Origin of the sequence: Pseudoalteromonas sp. S3178, assembly GCF_005886985.1 — a bacterium.
GTDB classification, from domain to species: Bacteria; Pseudomonadota; Gammaproteobacteria; order Enterobacterales; family Alteromonadaceae; genus Pseudoalteromonas; species Pseudoalteromonas carrageenovora.
Map to the genome: position 1 here is coordinate 175,393 of NZ_PNCW01000030.1, position 23,596 is coordinate 198,988.

At 39.3% G+C, this 23,596-nt stretch carries 17 protein-coding genes; 6 read left to right on the top strand and 11 right to left on the bottom strand.

All coding sequences use genetic code 11. The features are described from left to right. Positions 1-4: 4 nt before the first annotated feature. The 6 genes from CWC11_RS10150 to ilvG all read right to left on the bottom strand — a co-directional run bounded on the left by CWC11_RS10150 (position 5) and on the right by ilvG (position 7,766). Positions 5-1,180, bottom strand: coding sequence for a methyltransferase (locus CWC11_RS10150; protein ID WP_138682597.1), 1,176 nt, complete (start codon positions 1,178-1,180; stop codon positions 5-7). 57 nt (positions 1,181-1,237) lie between these two features. Then, positions 1,238-2,221, bottom strand: coding sequence for an ABC transporter substrate-binding protein (locus CWC11_RS10155; RefSeq protein WP_138682598.1), 984 nt, complete (start codon positions 2,219-2,221; stop codon positions 1,238-1,240). Between the two features lie 144 nt (positions 2,222-2,365). Then, a complete protein-coding gene (ilvA, locus tag CWC11_RS10160; RefSeq protein ID WP_138682599.1) occupies positions 2,366-3,919 on the bottom strand; it encodes a threonine ammonia-lyase, biosynthetic in 1,554 nt (517 codons plus the stop codon). Positions 3,920-3,921: 2 nt separating this feature from the next. Beyond that, positions 3,922-5,778, bottom strand: a complete 1,857-nt coding sequence (gene ilvD, locus CWC11_RS10165; RefSeq protein WP_058547654.1) for a dihydroxy-acid dehydratase — start codon at positions 5,776-5,778, stop codon at positions 3,922-3,924. A gap of 99 nt (positions 5,779-5,877) precedes the next feature. Next, positions 5,878-6,120: an acetolactate synthase 2 small subunit gene (gene ilvM / locus CWC11_RS10170; RefSeq protein ID WP_006793049.1), complete on the bottom strand. Its 243-nt coding sequence runs from the start codon at positions 6,118-6,120 to the stop codon at positions 5,878-5,880. Further along, positions 6,117-7,766, bottom strand: coding sequence for an acetolactate synthase 2 catalytic subunit (gene ilvG, locus CWC11_RS10175; RefSeq protein ID WP_138682600.1), 1,650 nt, complete (start codon positions 7,764-7,766; stop codon positions 6,117-6,119). The genes ilvM and ilvG overlap by 4 nt, the downstream gene beginning before the upstream one ends. Positions 7,767-8,499: 733 nt before the next feature. Between ilvG and CWC11_RS10180 the strand changes: the two genes are divergently transcribed. The 6 genes from CWC11_RS10180 (at position 8,500) to CWC11_RS10205 (ending at position 15,561) form a co-directional block, all read left to right on the top strand. Beyond that, positions 8,500-10,161 carry a phosphoethanolamine transferase gene (locus tag CWC11_RS10180; RefSeq protein WP_138682601.1) on the top strand — a complete coding sequence of 554 codons (1,662 nt, stop codon included), beginning with the start codon at positions 8,500-8,502 and terminating at the stop codon, positions 10,159-10,161. Positions 10,162-10,165: 4 nt separating this feature from the next. Next, positions 10,166-10,537, top strand: coding sequence for a diacylglycerol kinase (locus tag CWC11_RS10185; RefSeq protein ID WP_138682602.1), 372 nt, complete (start codon positions 10,166-10,168; stop codon positions 10,535-10,537). After that, entirely contained in the window at positions 10,528-12,477 is a 1,950-nt protein-coding gene (locus CWC11_RS10190; RefSeq protein ID WP_138682603.1) for an LTA synthase family protein, read from the top strand. The genes CWC11_RS10185 and CWC11_RS10190 overlap by 10 nt, the downstream gene beginning before the upstream one ends. 63 nt (positions 12,478-12,540) lie before the next feature. After that, entirely contained in the window at positions 12,541-13,215 is a 675-nt protein-coding gene (locus CWC11_RS10195; RefSeq protein ID WP_138682604.1) for a response regulator transcription factor, read from the top strand. Continuing rightward, positions 13,196-14,632, top strand: coding sequence for a sensor histidine kinase (locus tag CWC11_RS10200; protein WP_138682605.1), 1,437 nt, complete (start codon positions 13,196-13,198; stop codon positions 14,630-14,632). The genes CWC11_RS10195 and CWC11_RS10200 overlap by 20 nt, the downstream gene beginning before the upstream one ends. A 50-nt stretch (positions 14,633-14,682) precedes the next feature. Further along, complete coding sequence (locus CWC11_RS10205) at positions 14,683-15,561, top strand: TraB/GumN family protein (RefSeq protein WP_138682606.1); 879 nt, start codon at positions 14,683-14,685, stop codon at positions 15,559-15,561. Positions 15,562-15,808: 247 nt separating this feature from the next. On the opposite strand, the gene CWC11_RS10210 is transcribed toward CWC11_RS10205, so the two are convergent. The 5 genes from CWC11_RS10210 to CWC11_RS10230 all read right to left on the bottom strand — a co-directional run bounded on the left by CWC11_RS10210 (position 15,809) and on the right by CWC11_RS10230 (position 22,815). Next, positions 15,809-17,221, bottom strand: a complete 1,413-nt coding sequence (locus tag CWC11_RS10210) for an ATP-binding cassette domain-containing protein (protein ID WP_138682607.1) — start codon at positions 17,219-17,221, stop codon at positions 15,809-15,811. A 52-nt stretch (positions 17,222-17,273) separates the two neighbouring features. Further along, positions 17,274-19,019 (bottom strand): response regulator, encoded by a 1,746-nt coding sequence (locus tag CWC11_RS10215; RefSeq protein WP_138682608.1) that lies wholly within the window; start codon positions 19,017-19,019, stop codon positions 17,274-17,276. Between the two features lie 155 nt (positions 19,020-19,174). Continuing rightward, positions 19,175-21,508, bottom strand: coding sequence for a fatty acid cis/trans isomerase (locus CWC11_RS10220; RefSeq protein ID WP_138682609.1), 2,334 nt, complete (start codon positions 21,506-21,508; stop codon positions 19,175-19,177). Then, entirely contained in the window at positions 21,505-21,870 is a 366-nt protein-coding gene (locus CWC11_RS10225; protein ID WP_138682610.1) for a hypothetical protein, read from the bottom strand. Before CWC11_RS10225 ends, CWC11_RS10220 begins: the two co-directional genes overlap by 4 nt. Before the next feature lie 141 nt (positions 21,871-22,011). Beyond that, positions 22,012-22,815, bottom strand: coding sequence for a VOC family protein (locus tag CWC11_RS10230; protein ID WP_138682611.1), 804 nt, complete (start codon positions 22,813-22,815; stop codon positions 22,012-22,014). Positions 22,816-23,596 lie beyond the last annotated feature (781 nt).

Here is a 23,596-nt window from a genome sequence, read left to right on the forward strand (position 1 = left end):
GAATTTAATTTATATTGGCAAGAATCAATATATTACGTGGTGTTAACTGCTTTTCGCAAAACGTTTTAACACTCACTTGATAACCTTGCTGTTGCAAATATAAAGCACGATCGAGTACAAGCCAAACCTCAATTGCCCTTCTGAACACATGTCGAACCAGTTCAACTCGGTCAGTGACTTTCTTTTTTGCTTGGCCAATATTTAAAAATGATTCATAATCAATACCTTGAGGTAAAGTTAATGCTTTTTCCTCAGCAGCCCATGCACAAAATGATTTAAATGAGTCTGAAAATATAGCCTTGTTAACCGATGGCACACTGATGTATGACTGCTCGTTAGTTATTGATTTTCTAAGCGCGTCAAACCCAAGACGCCATTCAAGTTCTGTTTTACGCACTTTATCTAATCGAGAAGGCGCAGTAACGGTTTCTTGCAGAGCTAACTTTAAGTCTCGATGAGTTAAATTAAGCTTACTTTGCTTAGCAGCGTCACTCATTGCATGATAGTTATTTGGCGTATATAAATGATAGCAACAGGGGGAGAAACTAATTTGCTTGGCTTTGGCAAAGCATGCTTTTTGCATAAATACTTGATGTAGTGCCCCACATGCATGCAGTGCAACAGCGTGAGTGTCTTCGTTAAAAAAAGACTGAGTGTCGTCACTCAGTACATCAGCTTGGCTAAAGTGCATTGCTAAACCTTGTTGCTGAGCACTTTTTTGTCCTTGTTCACATAAATTAGCTTGAAGTTCAATACTGTGCACACTACTTGCACCATTAAAAGCAAGCATTCTACCTAAATGTCCTTTGCCTGCGCACCACTCTATAACCGGCTCAGCAGAGTTAGGTAATGCCGATACAAAGTCTTGTAGCTGCTCAAACTTACGCCCTTTAATACCCGTACTTATCCAAAATGGGTAGTCACTGCGAGAAGCATTAATTTGTGGTATTTCGCACAGCAAAGCTAGTTTACTTACGTTATTTATATGCGGGGCAAAAAACTCATACAGCCGCTCCTGATCACAATCAAGTTCAGCGACTTGTTGATCAGTTAAGTTATTAAGTAAGGTTGTTAACTCTGGCCACGGGCAGCTCTCAAAATCAAACGCTGTACACTGCCAATATTGGCGAGTGCTCATTAAAAATGTATCAAGTGTAAAAAATTGCTCAGCTAACGTCATAACAGCTTAAACTAAAAAAAAGACGATTTATTATACCAGTTAAGCGCTTTTAAACGCTTACTTTTTGCTAAAAATAAGCCGTAAGTACAGCGGAATAGAAATTATACTCACCAGTATTGCAGCAATTAACATCCACGATAACTGCATAGTTTCTGGCTCTTCGTAATTATAAATAAAGTCAGCTTTTACTTCATCAAACTCATTTTGCCCAATACCATATAGGTCGGCTATCAGGCGCCATTTTGCCATCGACATATTACCTAGGTTAGTTGTGGGCGGCATAATATACTCTCGCAGTACTTCAGCTTCATACGCTAATTGATGGAAATTTTTATGATTAGCGTATTTTAATTGCGTAACAGCAATCGCTTCATCCATATTCATCATGGCATAACGCCACCCTTTTAAACTTGCTTGATAAAAGTTCTCAACCGTTTTGGGATGCTTTTTAAGCATGTATTGACTCGTAAATAAAATATCACCATATACGTCCATTCCGTAGCGCTGTGGGCAAACAAGCCTATGGGCTATGCCTTGCTGAGTCATGTAATAGGGCTGATTAGTGACATACACCTGCATAGCATCAAGCTTATTTTCTACCCATGCTTGAGTTGGGTTTTCACCGTCATAAACTGCAAGTTTATCTACATCTATACCACTACGCTTAAGCATTACCAGTAGCTCAGTGCTGTCTAGACGGCTTACTTTAGTAATACGTTTATTAACAAAGTCTCGGGGATGAAAAATATCTGACGTGTCTTTAACCATCCAGCAATAAGGTGAAAACTGTAAAATAGCAGCCATGGCAACAAAAGGCTGACCCTTTACTTTTTGCTGTAAAATACCAGAATGCGCTACACCAAATTGCGCTTTATTTGAAGCCACCGGTGCAAAGGTGTCGGGCATAAAAGGGTTGGCCGGATTAATAGTTACGTCTAAGCCGAGTTCTTTGTAATATCCTTTTTCTTTGGCCATGTAGTAACCGGCAAATTGAAATTGATGTGTCCATTTTAATTGTAAAGTCACATGCTCTTGTGCCATAAGCTGGCTGCAAAAAAGTAACGTTACGAGTATTAATCCTTTAATAGGCAACTGGGAGTTCCAAATAATGGTAAATACTTGTAACTATATGTAAAACACAAGATAAAGCAAGCACCCTACTCAGAGCGCTTGCTTATAAGGAGGTTAAGCTGAGGCTAAATCGTCAGCTTTGGGGTTTTGCGATTGAGATGTTAAAAACTGCGTAAAACATGGATTTTGTGTTTCATCTTGCACGCTATAACCTAAACGATTTAAATACTCGTTGAACATATCAAATTGGCTTGGCTCAATAGCAAAGCCAGCCAGTACATTACCCATAGAGCCCCCATGATTGCGATAATGAAATAGCGTAATATTCCAATTACTACCAAGCGTATCTAAAAAGCGTGCAAGTGCACCTGGATATTCAGGAAACTCAAAACGTAATAACCTTTCATGCAATTGCTCTGGCGCTTTACCGCCAACCATATAACGTACATGCAATTTAGCGAGTTCGTTGTCTGATAAATCACAAAATGCATAATCATTTTTGGTTAGGTCTTGCTTTAACTCGTTGAGCTCCTGCTCGCCTTGGCGCAGCGCAATGCCTACAAATATTTGTGCTTCACCTGGGCCTGCATAACGGTAGTTAAACTCAGTAATAGCACGGCCACCTAAAGATGCACAAAACTGTTTAAAGCTGCCTTTTTCTTCTTTGATGGTAACGGCTAATAACGCTTCGTTTTTTTCACCTAGCGCAGTGCGCTCTGCTACGTAACGAAGACGATCAAAGTTTAAATTAGCACCCGAAAGTACAGCTGCTAAATGGAGTCCTTTTAAGCCCGATTGTTGACTCCACTTTTTAAGCCCTGCCGTTGCAAGAGCCCCAGAAGGCTCTGCAATCGCACGAGTAGAGACAAAAATATCTTGCATCGCGGCGCAAATTTCATCGCTGCTCACGGTGATTACTTCATCGCAAAACTTTTGCGCTAAGCGAAATGTTTCACTGCCAATAATTTTTACAGCAACACCGTCTGCAAAACTGCCAACACGGTCAAGCTCTACCGGCTCTCCCGCTTTAAGTGCTGCTTGTAAACATGCGCTTTCGTCAGCTTCTACGCCAATAACTTTTATATCAGGGCGTAATGACTTGATATAAACAGCCATACCAGCAAGTAAGCCACCACCGCCAACAGGTATAAATACGGCATCAAGCTCGTTGAGTTGCTGCATTAACTCGCGGGCAACAGTGCCTTGCCCAACGATAACGTCTGGGTCATCAAAAGGCGGAACAAATACACCATTACGCTGTTCAGTAAGTTCTAGGGCGTGTGCTTTTGCCGCATCAAAATGATGACCATGTAATACCACTTCGCCACCAAGCGCACGTACTGCGCTTACTTTTATTTCAGGCGTTGTTACTGGCATGACAATAGTAGCTTGATGCCCAAGGTGGGATGCACTAAGTGCCACACCCTGAGCATGGTTACCAGCCGATGCCGTAATAACAACAGACCCTTTTGGTAACTTATTTAATTTATTGTATGCACCGCGTAATTTAAACGAATACACGGGCTGTTGATCCTCACGCTTAAGCCATACATGGTTACCTAGCTTAGCACTGAGCTGAGCCATTTCGCTGACCTCAGTAACTTTTGCCAAAGGCTCCATATTTGCCTGAATAATAGCGCGAAAATAATCGAGCTCTTGAGAAACCATAATTAGCTAAGCTCCTCCAGTTTGGCTAAATCACGTACAGCGCCTTTATCAGCACTGGTTGCAAGTAGTGCATACGCTTTTAATGCCGACGACACATAACGCTCACGATCAACCGGTTTGTACGCTAATTTACCGCGTGCTAGTTGCTTTTGTTTACGCGCTTCAAGTTCTTCATCGCTTAATGCTAAGGTGATTTCACGTGTTGCAATATCAATGATAATTTTGTCGCCATTTTCAACATATGCAATGGCACCGCCGCTTGCCGCTTCTGGCGATACGTGGCCAATAGATAAGCCTGATGTACCACCTGAGAAACGACCATCGGTGATCAATGCACACTTTTCAGCTAAGCCTTTTGATTTTAAGTAGCTCGTTGGGTACAGCATTTCTTGCATACCTGGGCCGCCTTTAGGACCTTCGTAACGAATAACAACAATGTCACCGGCTTTTACTTCGTCGTTTAAAATGCCTTCTACTGAATCATCTTGTGATTCGTACACCACTGCAGTGCCTTCAAAATGTAGCATTTCGTCAACAACGCCAGCGCTTTTAACAATACAACCGTCAACCGCTAAGTTACCTGAAAGTACAGCTAAGCCGCCATCTTGTCTGAATGCGTGCTCAACACTACGAATACAACCATGTTCTCGGTCGTTATCACCTTCATCCCAACGGCACTCTTGGCTCATTGCTTTTGTAGTACGAATACCAGCAGGGCCAGCGCGGTAAAACTTTTGTGCTGCTTCGTTTGTAGGATCTGTCGCATCCCACTTTTTAACAAGCTCACCCATTGTCATACCCGCTACGTGGTTTACCGATAAATCAACTAAACCGGCTTTACCTAGCTCACGCACAATCGCCATCATGCCACCAGCACGGTGAACATCTTCAATGTGATATTCTGGTGTTGCTGGGGCTACTTTACATAAAAATGGTGTTTTGCGAGATAGCTCATCAATGTGCGACATATCAAAATCGACACCGGCTTCTTGTGCGGCTGCTAATAAATGCAATACAGTATTAGATGAACCACCCATAGCAATATCAACAACCATAGAGTTCATAAAGGCTGTTTTGTTAGCAATAGCGCGAGGCAGTACGTCTTGGTTATCTTTTTGGTAGTACTCACGGCATAAATCAACAATGCGAGCACCCGCTTCTACATATAACTGCTTACGATCTTTATGGGTTGCAAGCGTTGTACCGTTACCCGGTAGTGCAAGGCCAATAGCTTCTAATAAGCAGTTCATTGAGTTTGCAGTAAACATGCCTGAACACGACCCACAAGTAGGACATGCTGAGCGCTCTACTTGCTCTGAATCAGCATCACTTACCGACTCATCAGCGCCTTTAACCATGGCATCTACTAAATCTAATTTGATATCAATGTTAGCAAGTTTTGTTTTACCCGCTTCCATTGGTCCGCCCGATACAAAAATAACCGGTATATTTAAGCGTAGCGCTGCAAGCATCATCCCAGGGGTAATTTTGTCACAGTTAGAAATACAGATCATCGCATCGGCGCAGTGACCGTTAACCATGTACTCAACCGAGTCGGCAATTAAGTCGCGTGATGGGAGTGAGTAAAGCATACCCCCGTGGCCCATTGCGATACCGTCATCAATAGCGATGGTATTAAATTCTTTTGGTACACCACCCGCTTGAGTGATTGTTTCAGCCATTAACTCACTAAGCTGATTAAGGTGTACGTGCCCTGGTACAAATTGTGTAAACGAGTTAACTACAGCAATAATTGGTTTACCAAAGTCTGTATCGGTCATGCCTGTTGCGCGCCATAATGCACGAGCGCCTGCGCGTTTACGTCCTTCAGTTGTTGTTGCACTTCTTAATTTAGCCATAGTTACCTCTGTTTTGCCGCTCTGTAAGCGGGCATTCCTCATTCTAAAAATTGGTGAGTAACTGTTATTCAATTACTCGTAAATTTGTGTCGTTAGCAATTACACAGCTTGTTGCTGTAAATTTTGTAAAGTGATTTCTTTAACGTCCACCAGCTTATTTAACTGGCTTGTTAAAAGATGGATTGGTTTATCGCTGTCTACTGTCATTGCAACATTGTAGTGGCCATCATCCATATTGAGCTGAAAATGCGTAAGGTCAAAACCACGGTGACGCACTACACGTAAAAAACGCTCGACCGCTATACTTTGGCTCTTTAATGCAATAGTTAGGCTGTGTTTCATTGTGCTTTCTCCGTAATCATTTCGTCATTTGCAGCCCCTGGTGGTACAAGTGGCCATACGTTTTCTTTATCGTCTATGCAGGCATGTACTATGTACGGCCCTTTACTGTTAACTAATGCGGTTATTGCATCATCAACTTGATTTGCATGTGTAATTGTTTGCCCAGGAATACCAAATACAGCGGCTAACTGAACAAAATCAGGGTTATCTGAAAGGTTTGTTTCAGAGTAACGCCCTTCAAAAAATAGCTCCTGCCATTGGCGAACCATACCTAAGCGTTGGTTATCTAATATTAGTATTTTTACTGGTAAATTGTTACGGCGAATAGTCGCAAGCTCTTGAATATTCATCATGATTGAGCCATCACCCGACACCGTTATTACAAAATCGTCTGGGCGCGCTACTTGTGCACCTATGGCTGCTGGTAAACCAAAGCCCATTGTGCCTGCACCACCACTACTTAAATGGTTGCTCGGGTGGCTAAACTTCATGTGTTGCGCTACCCACATTTGATGCTGACCAACATCGCAGCACACCACGCCTGTTTTTGGCATACGCTGGCTTAATTGGTTTAATAAATACGGGGCAAATACTTTTTCGCCTGGGTAGTCGTAGCGCCACGCATGCTTTACGCTTAGCTGCTTATTTGTATCGCACCATGCTTTAGGGGTTACAAAGCATTCAAGTGCCGGTAATGACGTTTTTAAATCAGCAATTAATGAGGCTTTAGCTGGTTTACGTTTACCTACTTCAGCTGCATCTATATCTAAGTGGATTACTTTTGCTTTAGCGGCAAATTTAGCTAAGTTACCAGTTACGCGGTCATCAAAGCGAGCGCCTATACACACTAATACATCGCACTCTTGTACTGCTATATTAGCGGCTTGTGTACCGTGCATGCCTAGCATACCTAAGTAATATTCGTAATCTGGTAATACGCTGCCTAACGCCTTAAGTGTTGATACTGCTGGCATCTGCGTTTTATTTAAAAACTGCATCAACTCATTTTGCGCATCAGCCGCTTGCACGCCGCCGCCAACATACGCAACAGGCTGCTTTGCTTCACTTAATAACTGATTTGCAATGGCAACTTGGTTTAAATCAAGCTGCGGTAAGTATTCATCAGCGGCTAGCCATGGTTTAAAAGGCACTTGCGCCATTTGAATGTCTTTTGGAATATCGACAAGTACAGGACCTGGGCGACCACTTTGGGCTAAGTGCATGGCCTCTTGTAGTATTTCGGCTAAGTCTTCTGCTCGCTCTACCATGTAACTGTGTTTTGTACACGAAAGCGACATACCCAATACATCTACTTCTTGAAATGCATCTGAGCCAATGGCTGCAGTGGGTACTTGGCCGGTAATTGCTAACAATGGCACTGAGTCCATCATCGCATCGGCAAGTGCTGTTATTAAGTTAGTTGCCCCTGGGCCTGATGTTGCTAAACATACACCTAATTTACCTGTGCTGCGGGCATAACCTACAGCAGCAAAGCCAGCACCTTGCTCATGACGAGTAAGGTAATGTTTGACTGGCGCGCCATACAGCGCATCGTAAATTGGCATTATAGCTCCGCCTGGGTAGCCAAATACCTCTTTAACGCCGTGTTTGGCTAATAAATCGATTGTTAGTTCTGCGCCTGTCATTAATAAATCCTCATTCCTCAGTGACAACCCAATTAAATACTTACTTAAAACTTATAGCTAATACCAATCCGCAATAATACTTAATTATTTTTAGGGGGCTAAAAGTGTCGCTATCTACGTTAAAAAATTCTCATTTAGAACAACTAAATAGCGAATTCTCTGCCTAGCTATCAACACGTTTATCTATCCTCAAAATAGATCATTTAATTAAGCGAACTGGTATAAAATCTTTAAAACTTTGTGCTTAAAACTAAAAAGCCCTCCGAACGGTTAAGTGCGGAGGGCTTTTTAATGCTTAAGTTTATAGCACTACGAAGCCCTCGCGGGAATAATCACCACGATAATAATCAGGACTAGGTTAAGTGCATTTGCAAGCATGTAATTAATACCAAATTTAAATCATTTGTTACGAAAGGCAATCTTTCGCTCTGTTATGTATTAGTACCGCGCTGAGCCGCTTAAGTCAACACCAAACTCAATTCAAAAAAAACGCTAAAATTCAAATTAAGTGGTTTTAAAATTCACCATAAATGTATTATAAGGATTTTTTATGCTTTAATTTCAAGCATAGAAAGTCACTATTCTTATATCTCTGATTTATGGTTTGATTAATTTTTGAGTTTTTTTTACAAATAAAAATTAATTATTCTCTTCAGGGAATGCGTAGGTTCTCTTAAGCAATTCTTAAGTGTTGTTGCATAGCATGGCGTTGTTATTTAAAACGAGCCTAAATATGAACGCACTTAGCAACACACCAGCACAAAAAAAACCAAATCGTAGCAAACGGTTTTACATTCACTGTAGTGCAAATGCCTTTGTAGTAATGATTGCCTGTTATTACTGTTTAGTTATAAACATTCCTTTTATTCAAGGTTCGTTTAGCGCCATTACCTCACTTGCGTCTTTTTCATGGCTGTTTTTACTTTCAGTCCCGCTGCTTTTGCTATGCCTTTTAATTATTTTCTTTTCGATAGTGTCGGTTAGGTGGTTACTAAAACCTATTAACTACCTCTTACTGATAATTTCGAGCGGTGTGCTTTACGGCTCATTAAATTACGGCGTCGTGTTTGACTATTCAATGATTCAAAACACGTTTGAAACTGATTCAAGTGAAGCGCTGAGCTATTTAAACCCGCAGCTCATTGGTTTTTTACTACTGTTTTGCGCGCTACCTGTTTTTATATTAAGCAAAGTAAAAATACACTTTACTCGCCCCCATCAAGAAGCGATTAGCCGTATAAAACTTATTATTGCCTGCTTAACGCTAATTGCTTTAGTGGTCGCCAACTTTTACGCCGACTACGCAGCCACTGGCCGCAATAACCGCATTTTGAAAAAAGAAATCATTCCATTTCAGTATCTCTCAAGCGGTTATAAATATATGCGCGATCAGCTGTTGTACTCAAATATAGAATTTAAAAGTATAGATACTGCACCCACTTTAATTGCGCCTAATACCACCAGCGTAACAGTTATAGTTGTTGGCGAAACCGCACGAGCAAAAAACTTTGCTTACCAAGGTTATAAACGCAGCACCAACCCATATACACAAAAGCATAATGTGACGTATTTTAATAATGTGGCATCTTGTGGCACAGCTACCGCAGTGTCTGTGCCGTGTATGTTTTCAGTGCAAACACAAGATAACTTTGATCGATTAGCAGCCGACAACCAACAAAACCTGATTGACTTAGCACAACAAGCTGGCAGCGACGTACTGTGGGTTGATAACAACAGCGGCTGTAAAAACGTATGCACCCGTGTTGTTAATATTGATATCCCAACCACCCCATCAGCGCTTTGCGATGGAAAATATTGTTTTGATGAAGCACTGCTTGCTCCACTTAAGCGCAAACTCGCTAATTTAAGCCAAGCTAATACCGTTATCGTCCTACATATGATGGGCTCGCATGGACCAACCTACTTTAAACGCTACCCAGATAAATTTAAGCAATTTACGCCCACGTGCGACAGAAGCGACATTCAAAACTGCTCACTCGATGAATTAGTTAATACCTACGACAACACAATTGCGTACAGCGACTTTGTTAATGCCCAGGTAATTGAGCAATTAAAAGCACTACCAAACAACATAGATAAGCAGTTTTTATATGTCTCTGATCATGGTGAATCACTTGGTGAAGCCGGTGCTTACTTACATGGTTTTCCGTATAGCTTTGCACCTAGCACACAAACGCACGTTCCTCTTTATATGTGGGCTGATGAGCATAATCAGCGCATTACTAATACCTGCTTGGCTAATTTAGACACCACTGCTGCACGCTCACACAACAATATTTTTCACACCCTTTTAAATTTAATTGGCATTAAAAGCAAAACGTATCAGGCATCCCTTGATTTACTTGCTAGTTGCCAACAACATCAAGCGAAATAAAACTATGAGTAATAAAACCGTTATAAAACGCCAGGGCTTAATGCGTCTTATTTTTACCTTAAGTCATTCCTTTAACGGCTTAAAATGGATGAGTCGATTTGAAACGGCGTTTCAACAAGAGCTAGCACTGTTTTCGTTACTCGGTGTGTTTGTGTGGCTACATGAAATTGCATTAAGCGATAAATTACTGCTTATAGCCAGCCTGCTTTTTGTATTGTTTGCTGAACTGGTAAATACGGCAGTTGAGGTTGTAGTTGATAGGATTGGCAGCGAATACCATGAGCTTTCGGGTCTCGCTAAAGATATTGCCTCAGCCAGTGTGTTTATAGCCATGTTAATTACTGCTCTTATTTGGTGGGCTGTATTATGGGCTTAACGCTTAAAGGTAATAACTCTATAGTAAAGCAAGCACTTGGCCCTGTGTGGATTTTTGCTGTATTTACTATTTTAGCACTGAGTTTTTTAACACTTGCCCGCTTTGGTTTAAGTGTATGGCAAGGTGAGCGTGTATTTGGATCGCATGCATGGCTATCTATATTTATAGGTGGTTTAAGAGTAGATATAGCCACTTTAAGCTATATTATTATGCCTGCATTACTACTGACTTTACTTATGCAAAGCATAGGTTGGCAAAATAAAGTACGTACCCTAATTATAATTTACTTAGTAATAATGTCGGCTTTACTCGTTTTTTTTGAAGTGATTACACCTACATTTATAAATGAATACGACTTGCGCCCAAATCGCTTATTTATAGAGTATTTAATTTACCCTAAAGAAGTCTCAAAAATGATTTTTTCAGGCTACAAGTTAGAAGTATTTATTGCTGTTATAGCACTTGTTTTAAGCTGTAAATTTGCAAGTAAAGTATTTAGCAATCAATGGCAAAGTACGTCATCACTAACGAGGCTAAATCAATCAATTTTAGCGTTAGTTTTAGTGTGCTTAACTATTTTGGGCGCGCGTAATTCATTAGGGCATAGGCCGCTAAACCCCGCCATGGTCTCGTTCTCTACTGATCACTTACTCAACGACTTAACCCTTAACTCACTTTATAGCGTCGCGTTTGCAGTAAAACAACTCTCTAACGAGCAATCAAGCCAAGATTATTATGGCAAAATGCCTACCGATGAATTGCTTAGTATTGTGCGTAGTAACATGCAAAATACGCAAACCGCATTTAGCGATGTAACCGCCCCTACAAAAACGTTTCATGAAGCAAGTAATATAGGTAAACCAAAAAATCTAGTCATTATTTTACAAGAAAGTTTAGGTGCTCGTTACGTAGGCACGCTTGGCGGTTTACCACTTACACCTAATATAGATGCCCTTTATAAACAAGGCTGGGGGTTTGACAATTTGTACGCTACGGGTACACGTTCAGTGCGTGGAATTGAGGCGGTAATTACAGGGTTTACACCAACGCCTTCGCGTGCGGTTGTTAAGCTTGATAAATCACAACGCGACTTTTTTACCATTGCTGATTTTTTAGCGAAGCAAAATTACAACACGCAGTTTATTTATGGTGGCGAAAGCCATTTTGATAACATGCGCAGCTTCTTTTTAGGCAACGGTTTTAAAAGTATCGTAGATACAAATAACTTTAAAAAAATAGACTTTAATGGCTCGTGGGGCGCATCAGACGAAGACTTGTACGACCAAGCCGACATAGAACTTACTAAGCTTAAAAATCAAAACAAACCCTTTTTTAGCCTTATATTCTCCAGCTCTAACCATAGTCCGTATGACTTTCCTGACGATAAAATAACGCTGTACGATAAACAAAAACAAACCCGTAATAATGCAGCCAAGTATGCCGATTACGCACTAGGCACGTTTATCGAAAAAGCTAAAAAATCGAGCTACTGGGACAACACCGTATTTATTGTTATTGCCGATCACGACTCGCGCGTATCGGGTTCTAACTTAGTGCCCATTGATCACTTTAAAATTCCGGCCGTTATTTTTGGTAAAGATATTACCCATAAACGAGATAGCCAACTAGCCAGTCAGCTCGATATTCCTGTTACTCTACTGTCTTTAATTGGCGCAAGTGGTAAGCACCCAATGATAGGTCATGATTTATCAAAGCCAATTAGCGACAACAAACAACGCGCAATGATGCAATACGACAAAAACTTTGCTTATATGCACGATAATAAAGTGGTGGTGTTACAACCACAAAAACCAGCAACCACCTATACGTATAGCAATAACCAGCTTGTGCCATGTGAAAACGATGAGCAACTAGTTAAAAAAGCCCTAGCCCACGCGAACTTAGGTAACTTAGCTTATACAAATGGTTGGTATCATTAAGAAAGTGACTTGATAATAAAGCCTTGTTAAAGTAACAAGGCTATTTTTATAAACCGAGTAAACATGAAAATCCTCGTTATTGAAGACTCAGAAGCATTAAGACGCAGCTTGCAAGTTGGCCTTAGCAACCTTGGTTTTACCGTAGATGAAACAGGCGATGGCTCAGAAGGCTTGAGCATGGCACTGAGTGGAAACTACGACCTCCTCGTACTTGATTTAATGCTACCGAACGTTGATGGCATGAGTATTTTACAAGCACTGCGCAGCAGTAATAGCCAAAGCCGTGTGCTAATTTTATCGGCACGAAGTGAGCCTCAAGATAAAATTAGCGGCCTTATGAAAGGCGCTGACGATTATCTAACTAAGCCATTTTCGTTTGAAGAACTCCATGCTCGTGTCCTTGCATTACTTCGTCGTGGTTCACTGCAAAACCAACAAAATAGCCTTACTGTAGGTGATTGCGTATTAGATCTGTCACTTAAAACTCTTCACTACAAGCAACATGCCATTGAGCTCACGCGTAATGAATACAAAATAATAGAATGCTTATTTAACGCCCCAGAGCGAGTATTGGGGCTTGAGTTTATAAGCGAAGCAGTGGTGGGGCAGTTTGATATGCTCTCTAAAAATGCACTTGAAGCACACATATCAACCATACGTAAAAAAGTAAGGCAGTTTAATGGCGAGCTTCCGATAAAAAATAAACGGGGGTTTGGCTATGTTGCCACAGCAAAATAAAACACACTCAATTAAACGTAAACTCGTTAATAATATTAGCGCAGTGATTTCAGTTATTTTATTCACTATATTTTTAACCGTTGATTTAAGTGTAGATACTTGGGTAGAGGACCAATTCAATCAATCTTTAACTAATAAAGCGAACTATTTAAAAACCTTAGTAGAAGATGATAACGGCAACGTAGAGTTTGATTTTGCTGGCGAGTTTATGTCTGAATATGAGCAAACACAAGCCAGCGAGTTTTATCAGCTTTGGCACGGCGAAGCGATATTTGAACGTTCCGATTCACTCGATTTGTTTCCAAACGCAAACTTACCTTTTTTAGAAATGCCGATAAACGAATCTAAAATTATAGATTACGAGCTTCCTAACGGGCGTGATGGCCGCGCACTTATAAGTCACTTTGTAGCCCAAAAAGACGATAGAAACCCCACTCACTCTGCTGTTTTTAATACCATGACGCTTGCGATTGCAGCGCCGACAGCCGAACTTAATAAAGTACTGATTATTATTGATGTGGTCTTTATTTTAACCTGTGTACTTGGTGTGTTTGGTGTGCGCTATTTAGTGACACGTATTGTAAACAAAGGCCTGCACCCACTACACAACTTAAACGATCAAATTAAGTTACTCGATATTACCGGTGTTGCGCAAACAATAGAAAGCGACTTTAAAGTAGAAGAAATAGAACCCATACGTAACGAGCTAAATAAGTTTATTACCGTTAATCAGCAACTCTACAGCAATGAAAAACGCCTAACAAGCGACATTGCACACGAGCTTAAAACCCCAATAGCTGAACTCATAAGCCTCTCAGAGGTGGCTATTCGCTACCCTGACGATAAACGCATTAGCGACACCTATACCAGCGACGTACTCAATATATCCCAGCGAATGAAAACGATTGTAAATAGCTTACTGTTATTGCAACGCTCCAGCAGTAATGCTTTTGAGCTGAGCAATCAAAATATCATTTTAAAACGCTTAATTGACCAAGTTATCAAGGAGCTGACCTTCAAGCATCTAAATATATCAAAGCGTATTAATAATATGCTCGATGATGATTTAACTATTATTGCAGATGAATTTAGCTTAAATACCATTTTATGTAATCTTATAGATAACGCGCTATTTTACGGTATAACTGATCAAGCCATCATATTAGATACTATTGAAAATGAGCATAGTGTAACAATTTCAATCAGTAACAAAGTCGACAGGCTACTTAACAATGAAGAGCTAAGTGCTATTTTTGATCCACTGTATCAACTCGATTCGTCACGTACTAATAACCAGCGACACGGTTTAGGGCTTTCTATAGTGCAAAGCTTATGTAATTTAAATGGCTTTAAAGTTAATGCTCAAAATAGCGAAGATAATACCCTTACATTTAATTTAACACTGCCCATAAAGTAAATTTAGGTTAGTATTTATTTAACTCAATAACGGGATTTTAAGGACAAACCATGAAAGCGATACCTCGTATTAGTCACTTTTTTATTATGGTGCTGTTTACAGTACTTAGCTTTAATAGCCTTGCGGCACCGGCTTTATATAAAGTAGAAAAAAACGGCACTAGCTCGTATCTGTTTGGCACAGTTCACGTAGGTGATGCCAGCATGAAAGGTTTGCCAAAACAAGTTACCGAGGCTATAGATAAAAGCGATGAAGTTATAGTAGAGGTGGATATAAGCAAGCTAACACCCATGCAAATGCAGCAACGCTCAATGCCTTTTATGATGCTAAAAGGTGGTAAAACATTACAAACAGAACTATCAAAGCAGAACTACAGTAAACTTAAAGATTATTTTTCTAAAAAATCGATTGATATTGCCATGTTTAACGGCCTAAAACCTTGGGCTGTAATGGTGACTATGATGCAAATTGAGTTTCAAAATGCAGGTTTTTCTGATCAAACCGGCATAGACAAGCAAGTACTTGCTTACGCTAAAGAGCACAATATAAAAATAGGCGAACTAGAGACCTTGGAGCAGCAGTTGCAAATGTTTGACGGTATGGCACTATTAAGTAACGAAATGATTGAAGAAACCTTTGAGCAGCTTGCCGACATTAACACTTACTTCATTAAGCTAGTAAACGCATGGAAAAATGGCGATATGGATACGCTTACCGAGTACTACAACATGAGTTTTGACGAGAGTAATTACGGTGAAATAAGCGAGCAAGTTATGCTAGTTAATCGTAATGATAAATGGGTTGAGCAATTAGTGCCTCGTTTAACTAACGAAAAACTATTTATTGCTGTAGGTGCCTTACACCTGCCAGAGCAGCATGGTTTAATAAAACAGTTAAAAGATGAAGGTTTTAGCGTTACTCGTCTTTAAAATTAGAACCCCAATAGAGCTTACGAAATGGCTATTCTTTGTAAGCTCATAATATTTAGATGAATTATGAAACGTATTCAATTTGAGATTTTATTTTTTCTCTCCATGCTTTTTATTAGTGGAATATATTACTATCAAGAGGGACACTTTCAACCAAGTGGCGGGCTAATCATTGCTTCTATCCTTCTTGTGATCGAAATTATTATTTACGCAATAGAAAGTATTCATAAAAAATATAAGAAACGAACTAATGCCTAAAACCTTCCATTTTTAAGTAATTATCTATTCCTTTAATTTTGTCTGCCGCATGGTGATTTACATAAATCACAGTACTTGTGTTGGCAGCACATACTTTCTCGATTAATACTAACACCCGCTGCCTATTCGCTTCATCTAGCCCTAAGCAAGGCTCATCTAAAATAAGTAATGTGGGGTGCTTTACCATAGCTCGTACAATTAATAACATACGCTGATCGCCATAAGATAGCTGAGTAAATGACGTGTTTTGTTTATCGCTTAAGCCTATTAATGCAAGCCATTGCTTAGCCGTCACTATTTGTGCATCAGTTGGCTTTTGATATAAACCAATGCTGTCATAAAATCCTGAAATAATGGTATTAAGTGCCGATATACTTACTCGGTAATCCATATGAAGTGCATTTGATATAAAACCAATGTGCTGTTTTATATCCCAAATACTTTCGCCTGTACCACGTTTAAACCCGAACACTTCAATGTCATTATTATAACATTGAGGGTTGTCACCTGTTATTAAGCTTAATAAGCATGTTTTACCTGAGCCATTTGCTCCACTTAGTTGCCAATGCTGATGCTTTTTTATAGTCCAGCTTAAGTTTTTAAATACAGTTACATCACTATAACTAACTTTAGCATTATTTAATTTAACTAAAGTCTCCCCGGAAAATAGCGATTGTAACTGTATGCTATCGGGTTTTGGTACATTTAATGTAGTGTGCTCTAAATGCAGTAATTTTAGTAAGTCGTTTAACTGTTCAACACTTGGGTTAGCTAATGTATGGATTAAACACCCTTGGCTAACATAACCATAATGAGAAATAAAAGCAGGGATTTCATCCAGACGGTTTAAGACAAAAACAAAAGTAATTGTTTTACTAAGATCTGTTAGTATTTGATTAAGCTGCAGGCACGAATCCGCATCAAGTCCATCAAAAGGCTCATCAAGCACCACTAAGTCACAGCTTGAGCTAAGCGCATTAATGAGTAATAACTTGCGGGTTTCACCGGTTGATAGGTCTGTAAAGCGCCTGTTTAGTAGCGTATCAAATTTAAAAAGCTCAATAAGCTGAGTTAAAAAGCTGCTGTGTTTGTTTTGCGAGGTAAATATAAGATCTTTTACTAGGCTTTGCTTTTCATGCTCTAACTCATTTGCTAGTAATTGCTTTTGGGAATCAGAGGAGACCAACATCAACTTGTCAATGTTACTTAACCGTTTGCCACCCTCACACTGTGCCTCGCCTATTAAGGTAGCCGTTAGCGCTGATTTACCTGCACCATTCCCGCCTAATAATAGCCAATGTTCTCCCAAATTAACTTGCCAATTTAAAGTACTAATATTGTAACGGCTTTTACCCTGCCCTTTTAAGTAACCATTAAATTGCTGAAGCGTAATTGACTGCACGTGCGTTTCCGAGTAAACAATAAAACAACAACTTAACGCATATTTAAAGTACTTAGCAAGTACCTTCACTGCATGTGAAATTAATTTCACGTATGCTATTTAAAGCATCCTCAATTGCTTGTTGGCTGATAGGTTTATGGATATGAAAATTAGCTCCATTTTTATAAACTTGCTCCATATCATCATCTGAGGTATTTGCTGTTACGGCTATAATTGGCATGATTTTATTTAGTTCAGAACGTATTATTTTTATTGCTTCAAATCCATCCATCACTGGCATATTTAAATCCATAAAAATAATATCGTATTCATTTTTGCTCACCATATCGCACGCTATTTCTCCATTTACGGCGCATTCGTAACTTAAATTTAAAAGAGTAAGTATACGGGTAAGCAACATAGTATTAAGTGGGTTATCCTCAACAACTAAGCACGTTAGATTGCTGTTTACTGTGTTCTCTACAAGCGCTTCTTTATGACTTATTATTGGTAAGCTTAGGGTTACTGTAGCGCCATGCGGCTCGTTATTTTTAAAACTAATTGCGCCATGAAGCGCCTTAACTACATATTGTACGCGGGTAAGTCCAGTTCTTAATCCTTGAAAGTGGTTACTCTGTTTAAACGAATCAAACTCAAGATCAGCAATTGCCTGTGAAAAACCACAGCCTGTATCTTTCACAGTTAAACAAAACTCATTATTTAAAAGCTTTGCAGATACATTAATCTCACCTTGGGCTGTAAATTTAATCGCGTTACTCATCAATTCAGTAAACATGTGCTGCAAGCGCTGGTGATCCAATTTACAAATACAATTTAACGATTCATCTAAATGACTAGTTAACTTTATACCTTTTTGCTTACATGCATATTCATAAGCTATCACTACTTTATTGCAAGACTCTAATAAGTTTTCATCTTTTAAATGGGGCACCCACTTCCCTGCACTTAGAGCTTGCAGGTCTTGTAACTCATCAAGCATGGATATTAATCTGAGAGAGCAATATTTTGCCTGTGTTTTAATACTTTCCTGCTTAGGGGTTATCTCTAGTGCTTCTATAGATGTGATAAGGCCTTGTAAAGGTGTTCTAAATTCGTGACTAGCTCTGGCAATAAAATGCTCTTTATTTTGGCTAATTTGCTGTACAAAATCTTTTTGTTTTTGTAATTCTGACAGCGTACTTGTTACTTCTTTCTCCATTGGCATAAAAACAAATCTTAGCTCAATTAGCAGTAATATCATGGCTAATAGCCAACATAATATTTCTAAATTAGAAACCCAGTTAACCTTACTGAGCGCACTTTGCTCATATAAGCTAACAGCCTTATCGAGGTTTAATAAAAGCGTTTCTACCTCTTCGATAGAAAAAAATGACTGCTTTACTTCTCCCTTTTGGTATAACAACTTCTCTGCTTCTAATATGTATTGTGTAACGCTTTTATCTAGCTGTATTGGCTCATATAGGTATAACTTTATAAGCTCAGGCGTTAAATATTTATACTCCCCGTTAGGGCTTTGAGCTAATAATTGTTGATGCGCAGATTTAAATATATTTAAGGATTTTTTTAGAGATTGAGTATGTAATGCAGAGTAGTTATTCGTATTAAGTATAGTATTACTATGCCAGGCTATTTTTTGCGAAAGCATCCTTTGCTTGCCTGCAATATTAATAATTTTAGCATCGTACTTTTGAACCGAAATACTTAATTGGAGTAATAATGCAGAACCGCTGATCAAAAGCGCAATAGCTAATAACGCCCATCGGTATCGCTTTCTAACACTTTTAATAATATTGAACATGTAAGGGCCTGTTTTTTTATTTAAGTGTAGCCTAATTTTATGAAACGCAAAATCAGTAAGAGTAATACCATTTATATGATTAAGTAAGCTATGTTTAGACAAGAAAACTATGACAATAAAAACCCAGCAAAAGCTGGGTTTTATAAAGTTAAACGTTATCTATTTTCTAATCGGTTGTAATCAAACATTCCATGTTCTATACCACGATACTCTTTTGCCACAGAGTGTAAAATGTCGCTGTATTGCCAAAACTGTGGGTGAGTGCGGCGTATTCCAAATTTACTTTTTAAAGCACGATAATCAGCTTCAATTTGCATCATTGGCAGCTGCTCGGCAAATGCATTAACTTGTTGCTCGTTATTTAAATACCAAATAGCAGCTGGGTAATCACCAATAAAACCAGGCACGATTGTGGCTGTATCTTCATCATAGGCGCGTTGGCCATCTTCGTTTAATAAACTCGATATATTGTAGTGCGCATTATGATGGATGATTGTATAACCTTTATGGCTATTATCAGCTTGCTTAACAAGTACAAAAGAAATTTGAGGCAACAAATTAACCGCTTTAGCAGGCATATTATTTATTGCACTTAACGGCTCTGGCACTTTAGTGTAATCGTACCTCTCACTTAGTACTGGCGCTAAGGCCTCTTTCATTAAAGCGTATAACTCGTGCTGTGGGTTATCGGTTTTATACTCAATACCGGTTGGCTGGCTAAATTCACGATTATTTTTAAAGAACTTAGATAAATCTGGTGGCGAGTTACGATACCACTGCTTTTTAATTTGATTACGCTTTGCCTCTGGCAGCAATGATAAAAAGTTTTGCTCGCCCTCTAAACGTAAAAAATCCATATATAAGCGTGTCACTAATTGATGACCAATATTTCCGTACACATCAAAACCGGCTACAAGTAAGTAGTGAATACGCTCGAATAAAGCATAATCAAGTATCCAAGTTGTTTTAGGTTCTTGCCCTATAAAACCTTTAACCACAGTAGCACTGTCAAAATGACGAAAAATAGTCAGTGCTGCATTTTTATTATGTCCATCACCTTTCCAAAGCAAATCGGTTGTAAGATGCTCGCCACCTTTAAACATGTCGTTTGCAAGCTCAACTTTAGCCTGTAAATACTTTTTCTCACGTACAGAATATTTTACCCAGCTAGAGATAGGCAATGCATTACTTTCTTCAGCAGCAGGAAGCTCTAAAGCATCTTCGTGCTGTACAAGCATTTGCCCTACAGCAGGTGTGGCAACTTTATCAGGGTCAGCAAAAGCTACCCAAAAATGATCATTAATGACGTTTAGCGCAATCTGACCACGACAAACAGGCCCTTTTATAAAACCCATAATAATAAGTTCTGCTTCATCAAGCATAAACTGATACTTAGAATTAATCGGAATTACTTCAAATGTTTTAAATGGATTTGAAGCCGACTCAGCTTTATAACTCGGCATTTTAGTTACGGTGTAATCAGGCGCAATAAACTGCTCATATAAACGTAGTAACTTGGCTTCATTAAGCTCAAGTGGTAAATGTGTTTTAGAAAGAATAGTTGAGCGCTCTTGCATAAAACGATAGTAAACACGGCTAACTTTAGGATCATCATATGGGCGGCGCGTGTTGATTAGCTTTATTTCTTCACCAGGGGGCGTACTTGAACGCACAAGTTTAAAAAAGCTTTGTGGGTTTTCTGGAGTAAAATAAATGTGCGCTAAAAACCAGTGTTCATATATATAACGCGCTGATAACTGATACTTTAAACTATCTTGATTTAAAAATGCTTCCCAGCCTTTTATCTTGTTTAAATCAAATTGGCTAGGTGGCTTAAGGTGCGACATTTTACCGCCACCTTTAAGCCAGTTTTGTAAATGATTAAACTCTTCTCGCGATACCCCAGGTAAACCATAAGGCATACCTGCATGAGGTTGCTCATCCGCAAGTCGATCAAACTCACCCATTGTGGCGCATGTTTGCGAGCGGCTAAGTGAAAAATCAAATTCATCATCTAATACTTCATTAGCAGGTAATTCATGGCTTTGCTTTAATACCAAACTATTAAATAGCACGCTACCAGCTAAGTTGGCCTCTTCTGTTTGAGCGCGCTCATTAAGCACAGGCGTAAAGTTTTTCTCTCGCCATTGCTTTGTATCAGTAGCATCAAATAATAAACGGCTCGGTGTAGTGGCAAGTAAACGTGTTCCATCATAAACAAGGTCTTTGCTTAGCCCACGATCAATCCCCTCAGGCGATGAAAGCTTCAGCTGACAAGGCGCATCATAACAGCCATGACATACAACACAGCGAGTATCGAGTACTGGTTTTACATTTTGTAAAAAATCAGCCCCAGCACCCGTGGTATGTGAAACAATACGCTCCTGTGTTTGCTCTGCACCGAATACATTATCGTAATGAGCGTTACCCAAATATGCACAACCACTCAAAATGATCAGTACTAAGATGCTTATTAGTATTTTTTTCACTCTTCATCCTCATCACCTAAGTCAAATGTTGGCATCATATCCATTTGTGGAGAGACAAACGTTTGTTGCTCTGAGGTATTTAGAACCACACTTAATAAAGGGCCATGAGTTAAAGTAATTTGCGCATCGTGCTCTTGTTCTAAAGTTGCCGAGTACACCGAATCTGTAATTAATAGCTGGTAATTACTTAGCGTAATAGCAACACTGCTATCTTCGCTCGGGTTTTGGCAAATTTGAGTTAATAACTCATCATTTAACGCAATAGAAATTTCAAAATCAGGGTGCTCTAAATCTCTTTCACTTAAAGTTTCATCAAGAAGAAATAAAGGAAGGGTTAAGTTGCTATCTTGTTCAATTTCCATTGTGCTCTCAGTGCTACTAACTATTTAATTGTGTGCATTATAGCAAGAAAAATTAAACAATAATTCATAATGGATAGTCAAATAACGTGGGGAACTTAGTTGCTGGTATTAAATAATATTATCTTTAATACCAGAATATATTTACGCTAATGAACTACTAAGCATATCCGGCTGTATTACCGAAAATACAGCACCTTGAGGATCGCAGATAACACTAAATCGGCCAACGTCAGGAACATCTGTAGCAGGTACACACACTTGCCCGCCAAGCTCTACAACTTTTTTAATAGTCGTATCGCAATTCTCAACAGCAAAATAGATCATCCAATGAGCAGGAATATCTGCCGGCCACTCTTTTGTCATTTCAAGCATGCCTGCGATAGGTTTACCATTAACTAAAAACAAGGTGTATTGCATATTATCCATTGGCTTTGTTTCACTTTGCCAACCCAGCAAAGAACAGTAAAAATCTTTACTTACTTTAGTATCTCGCGTTGCCAACTCATACCAATATGGCGTGTTTAACTCCTCAACACGTTTACACCCTTTATGCGCATCCCCTTGCCACAGAGCAACAGTTGCTCCACCAGGATCTTTTATCATTAATATTCTGCCAGCATCCATTACATCATGAGGACCCGCAATAATTTCAGCACCAAGGCTTTTTGCTTTTAAAGCACATTCATCAACATTATCTACAGTAATATATGCTAACCAATAACTCGGAACACCCGCAGTAACCTGTTCTTGATCCATTTCATACATAGCTGCAATATCATCACCTTGTTTTTGCAGCATGGTGTAATATAAATTTTCTCCAATTGGCTGGTCATCATACCCCCAATTAAATAATGAAGTATAAAATGCTTTACCTTCTTTCCAGTTATGAGAGCAAAGCTCAGACCAGCAAAAAGTACCATGCAAATAATTTTCAATTTTACTCATTATAAACCCCTTATTATTCTAATTTTATATGTCTGAGTTCTGTACTCTATTTGTAAATTTATAAAGTAACAGTTATTAGATTTAGACTAGAGCAATAATTGTTCTGAGTCGACAAAAAGAAATACATGCCAGTAAGGTTTAAATAATACCAATCCGCATAATTAAGTGATCTATTTTGAGGACGGAAAAACGTGTTGATAGCAAGGCAAAAAATTCGCTATTTAGTTGTTCTAAATGAGAATTTTTTAACGCAGATAGCGACACGTTTAGCCCCTAAAAATGATTAAGTATTATTGCGGATTGGTATAACACACTTAAAAAAGCTATTTTAATGATGCCAAGGCTAACGCCTAATCTACTCAATCTTCATTACCAACAGCCGCGGAGAGTTACAGTAAAATGTTACTGTCTTGGCCGGCTGCGATATTGAATGGTTTTGGTTTGATTTAACATGCTTTTAGCGTCGGGAGTCGCTTTGCTCGCCCGACCTACGTGATAGGGGCTTGATAAGTGTGTACTAATTGTACGTATTTTACTTTTCTTCAGACGTAAAAAAGCCCGACTCTTTCGAACCGGGCTTTCTACAATTTGAAGTCGGTGCGCTACGCAGTAGAATGTCGTGGTGCCACAGCGGTGGAGAGCCACAGTGAAATGGGATACTCTCATTGTGTCGGGGCGGCCTTCCGCGGGGCTCGCCTTCGCGCTGTTTTGTTTGACTACTGAGCTCGGCATGACCTATTGGCTATTTACTAAACCCCAGACAGCAAAAAACCCGTCACAT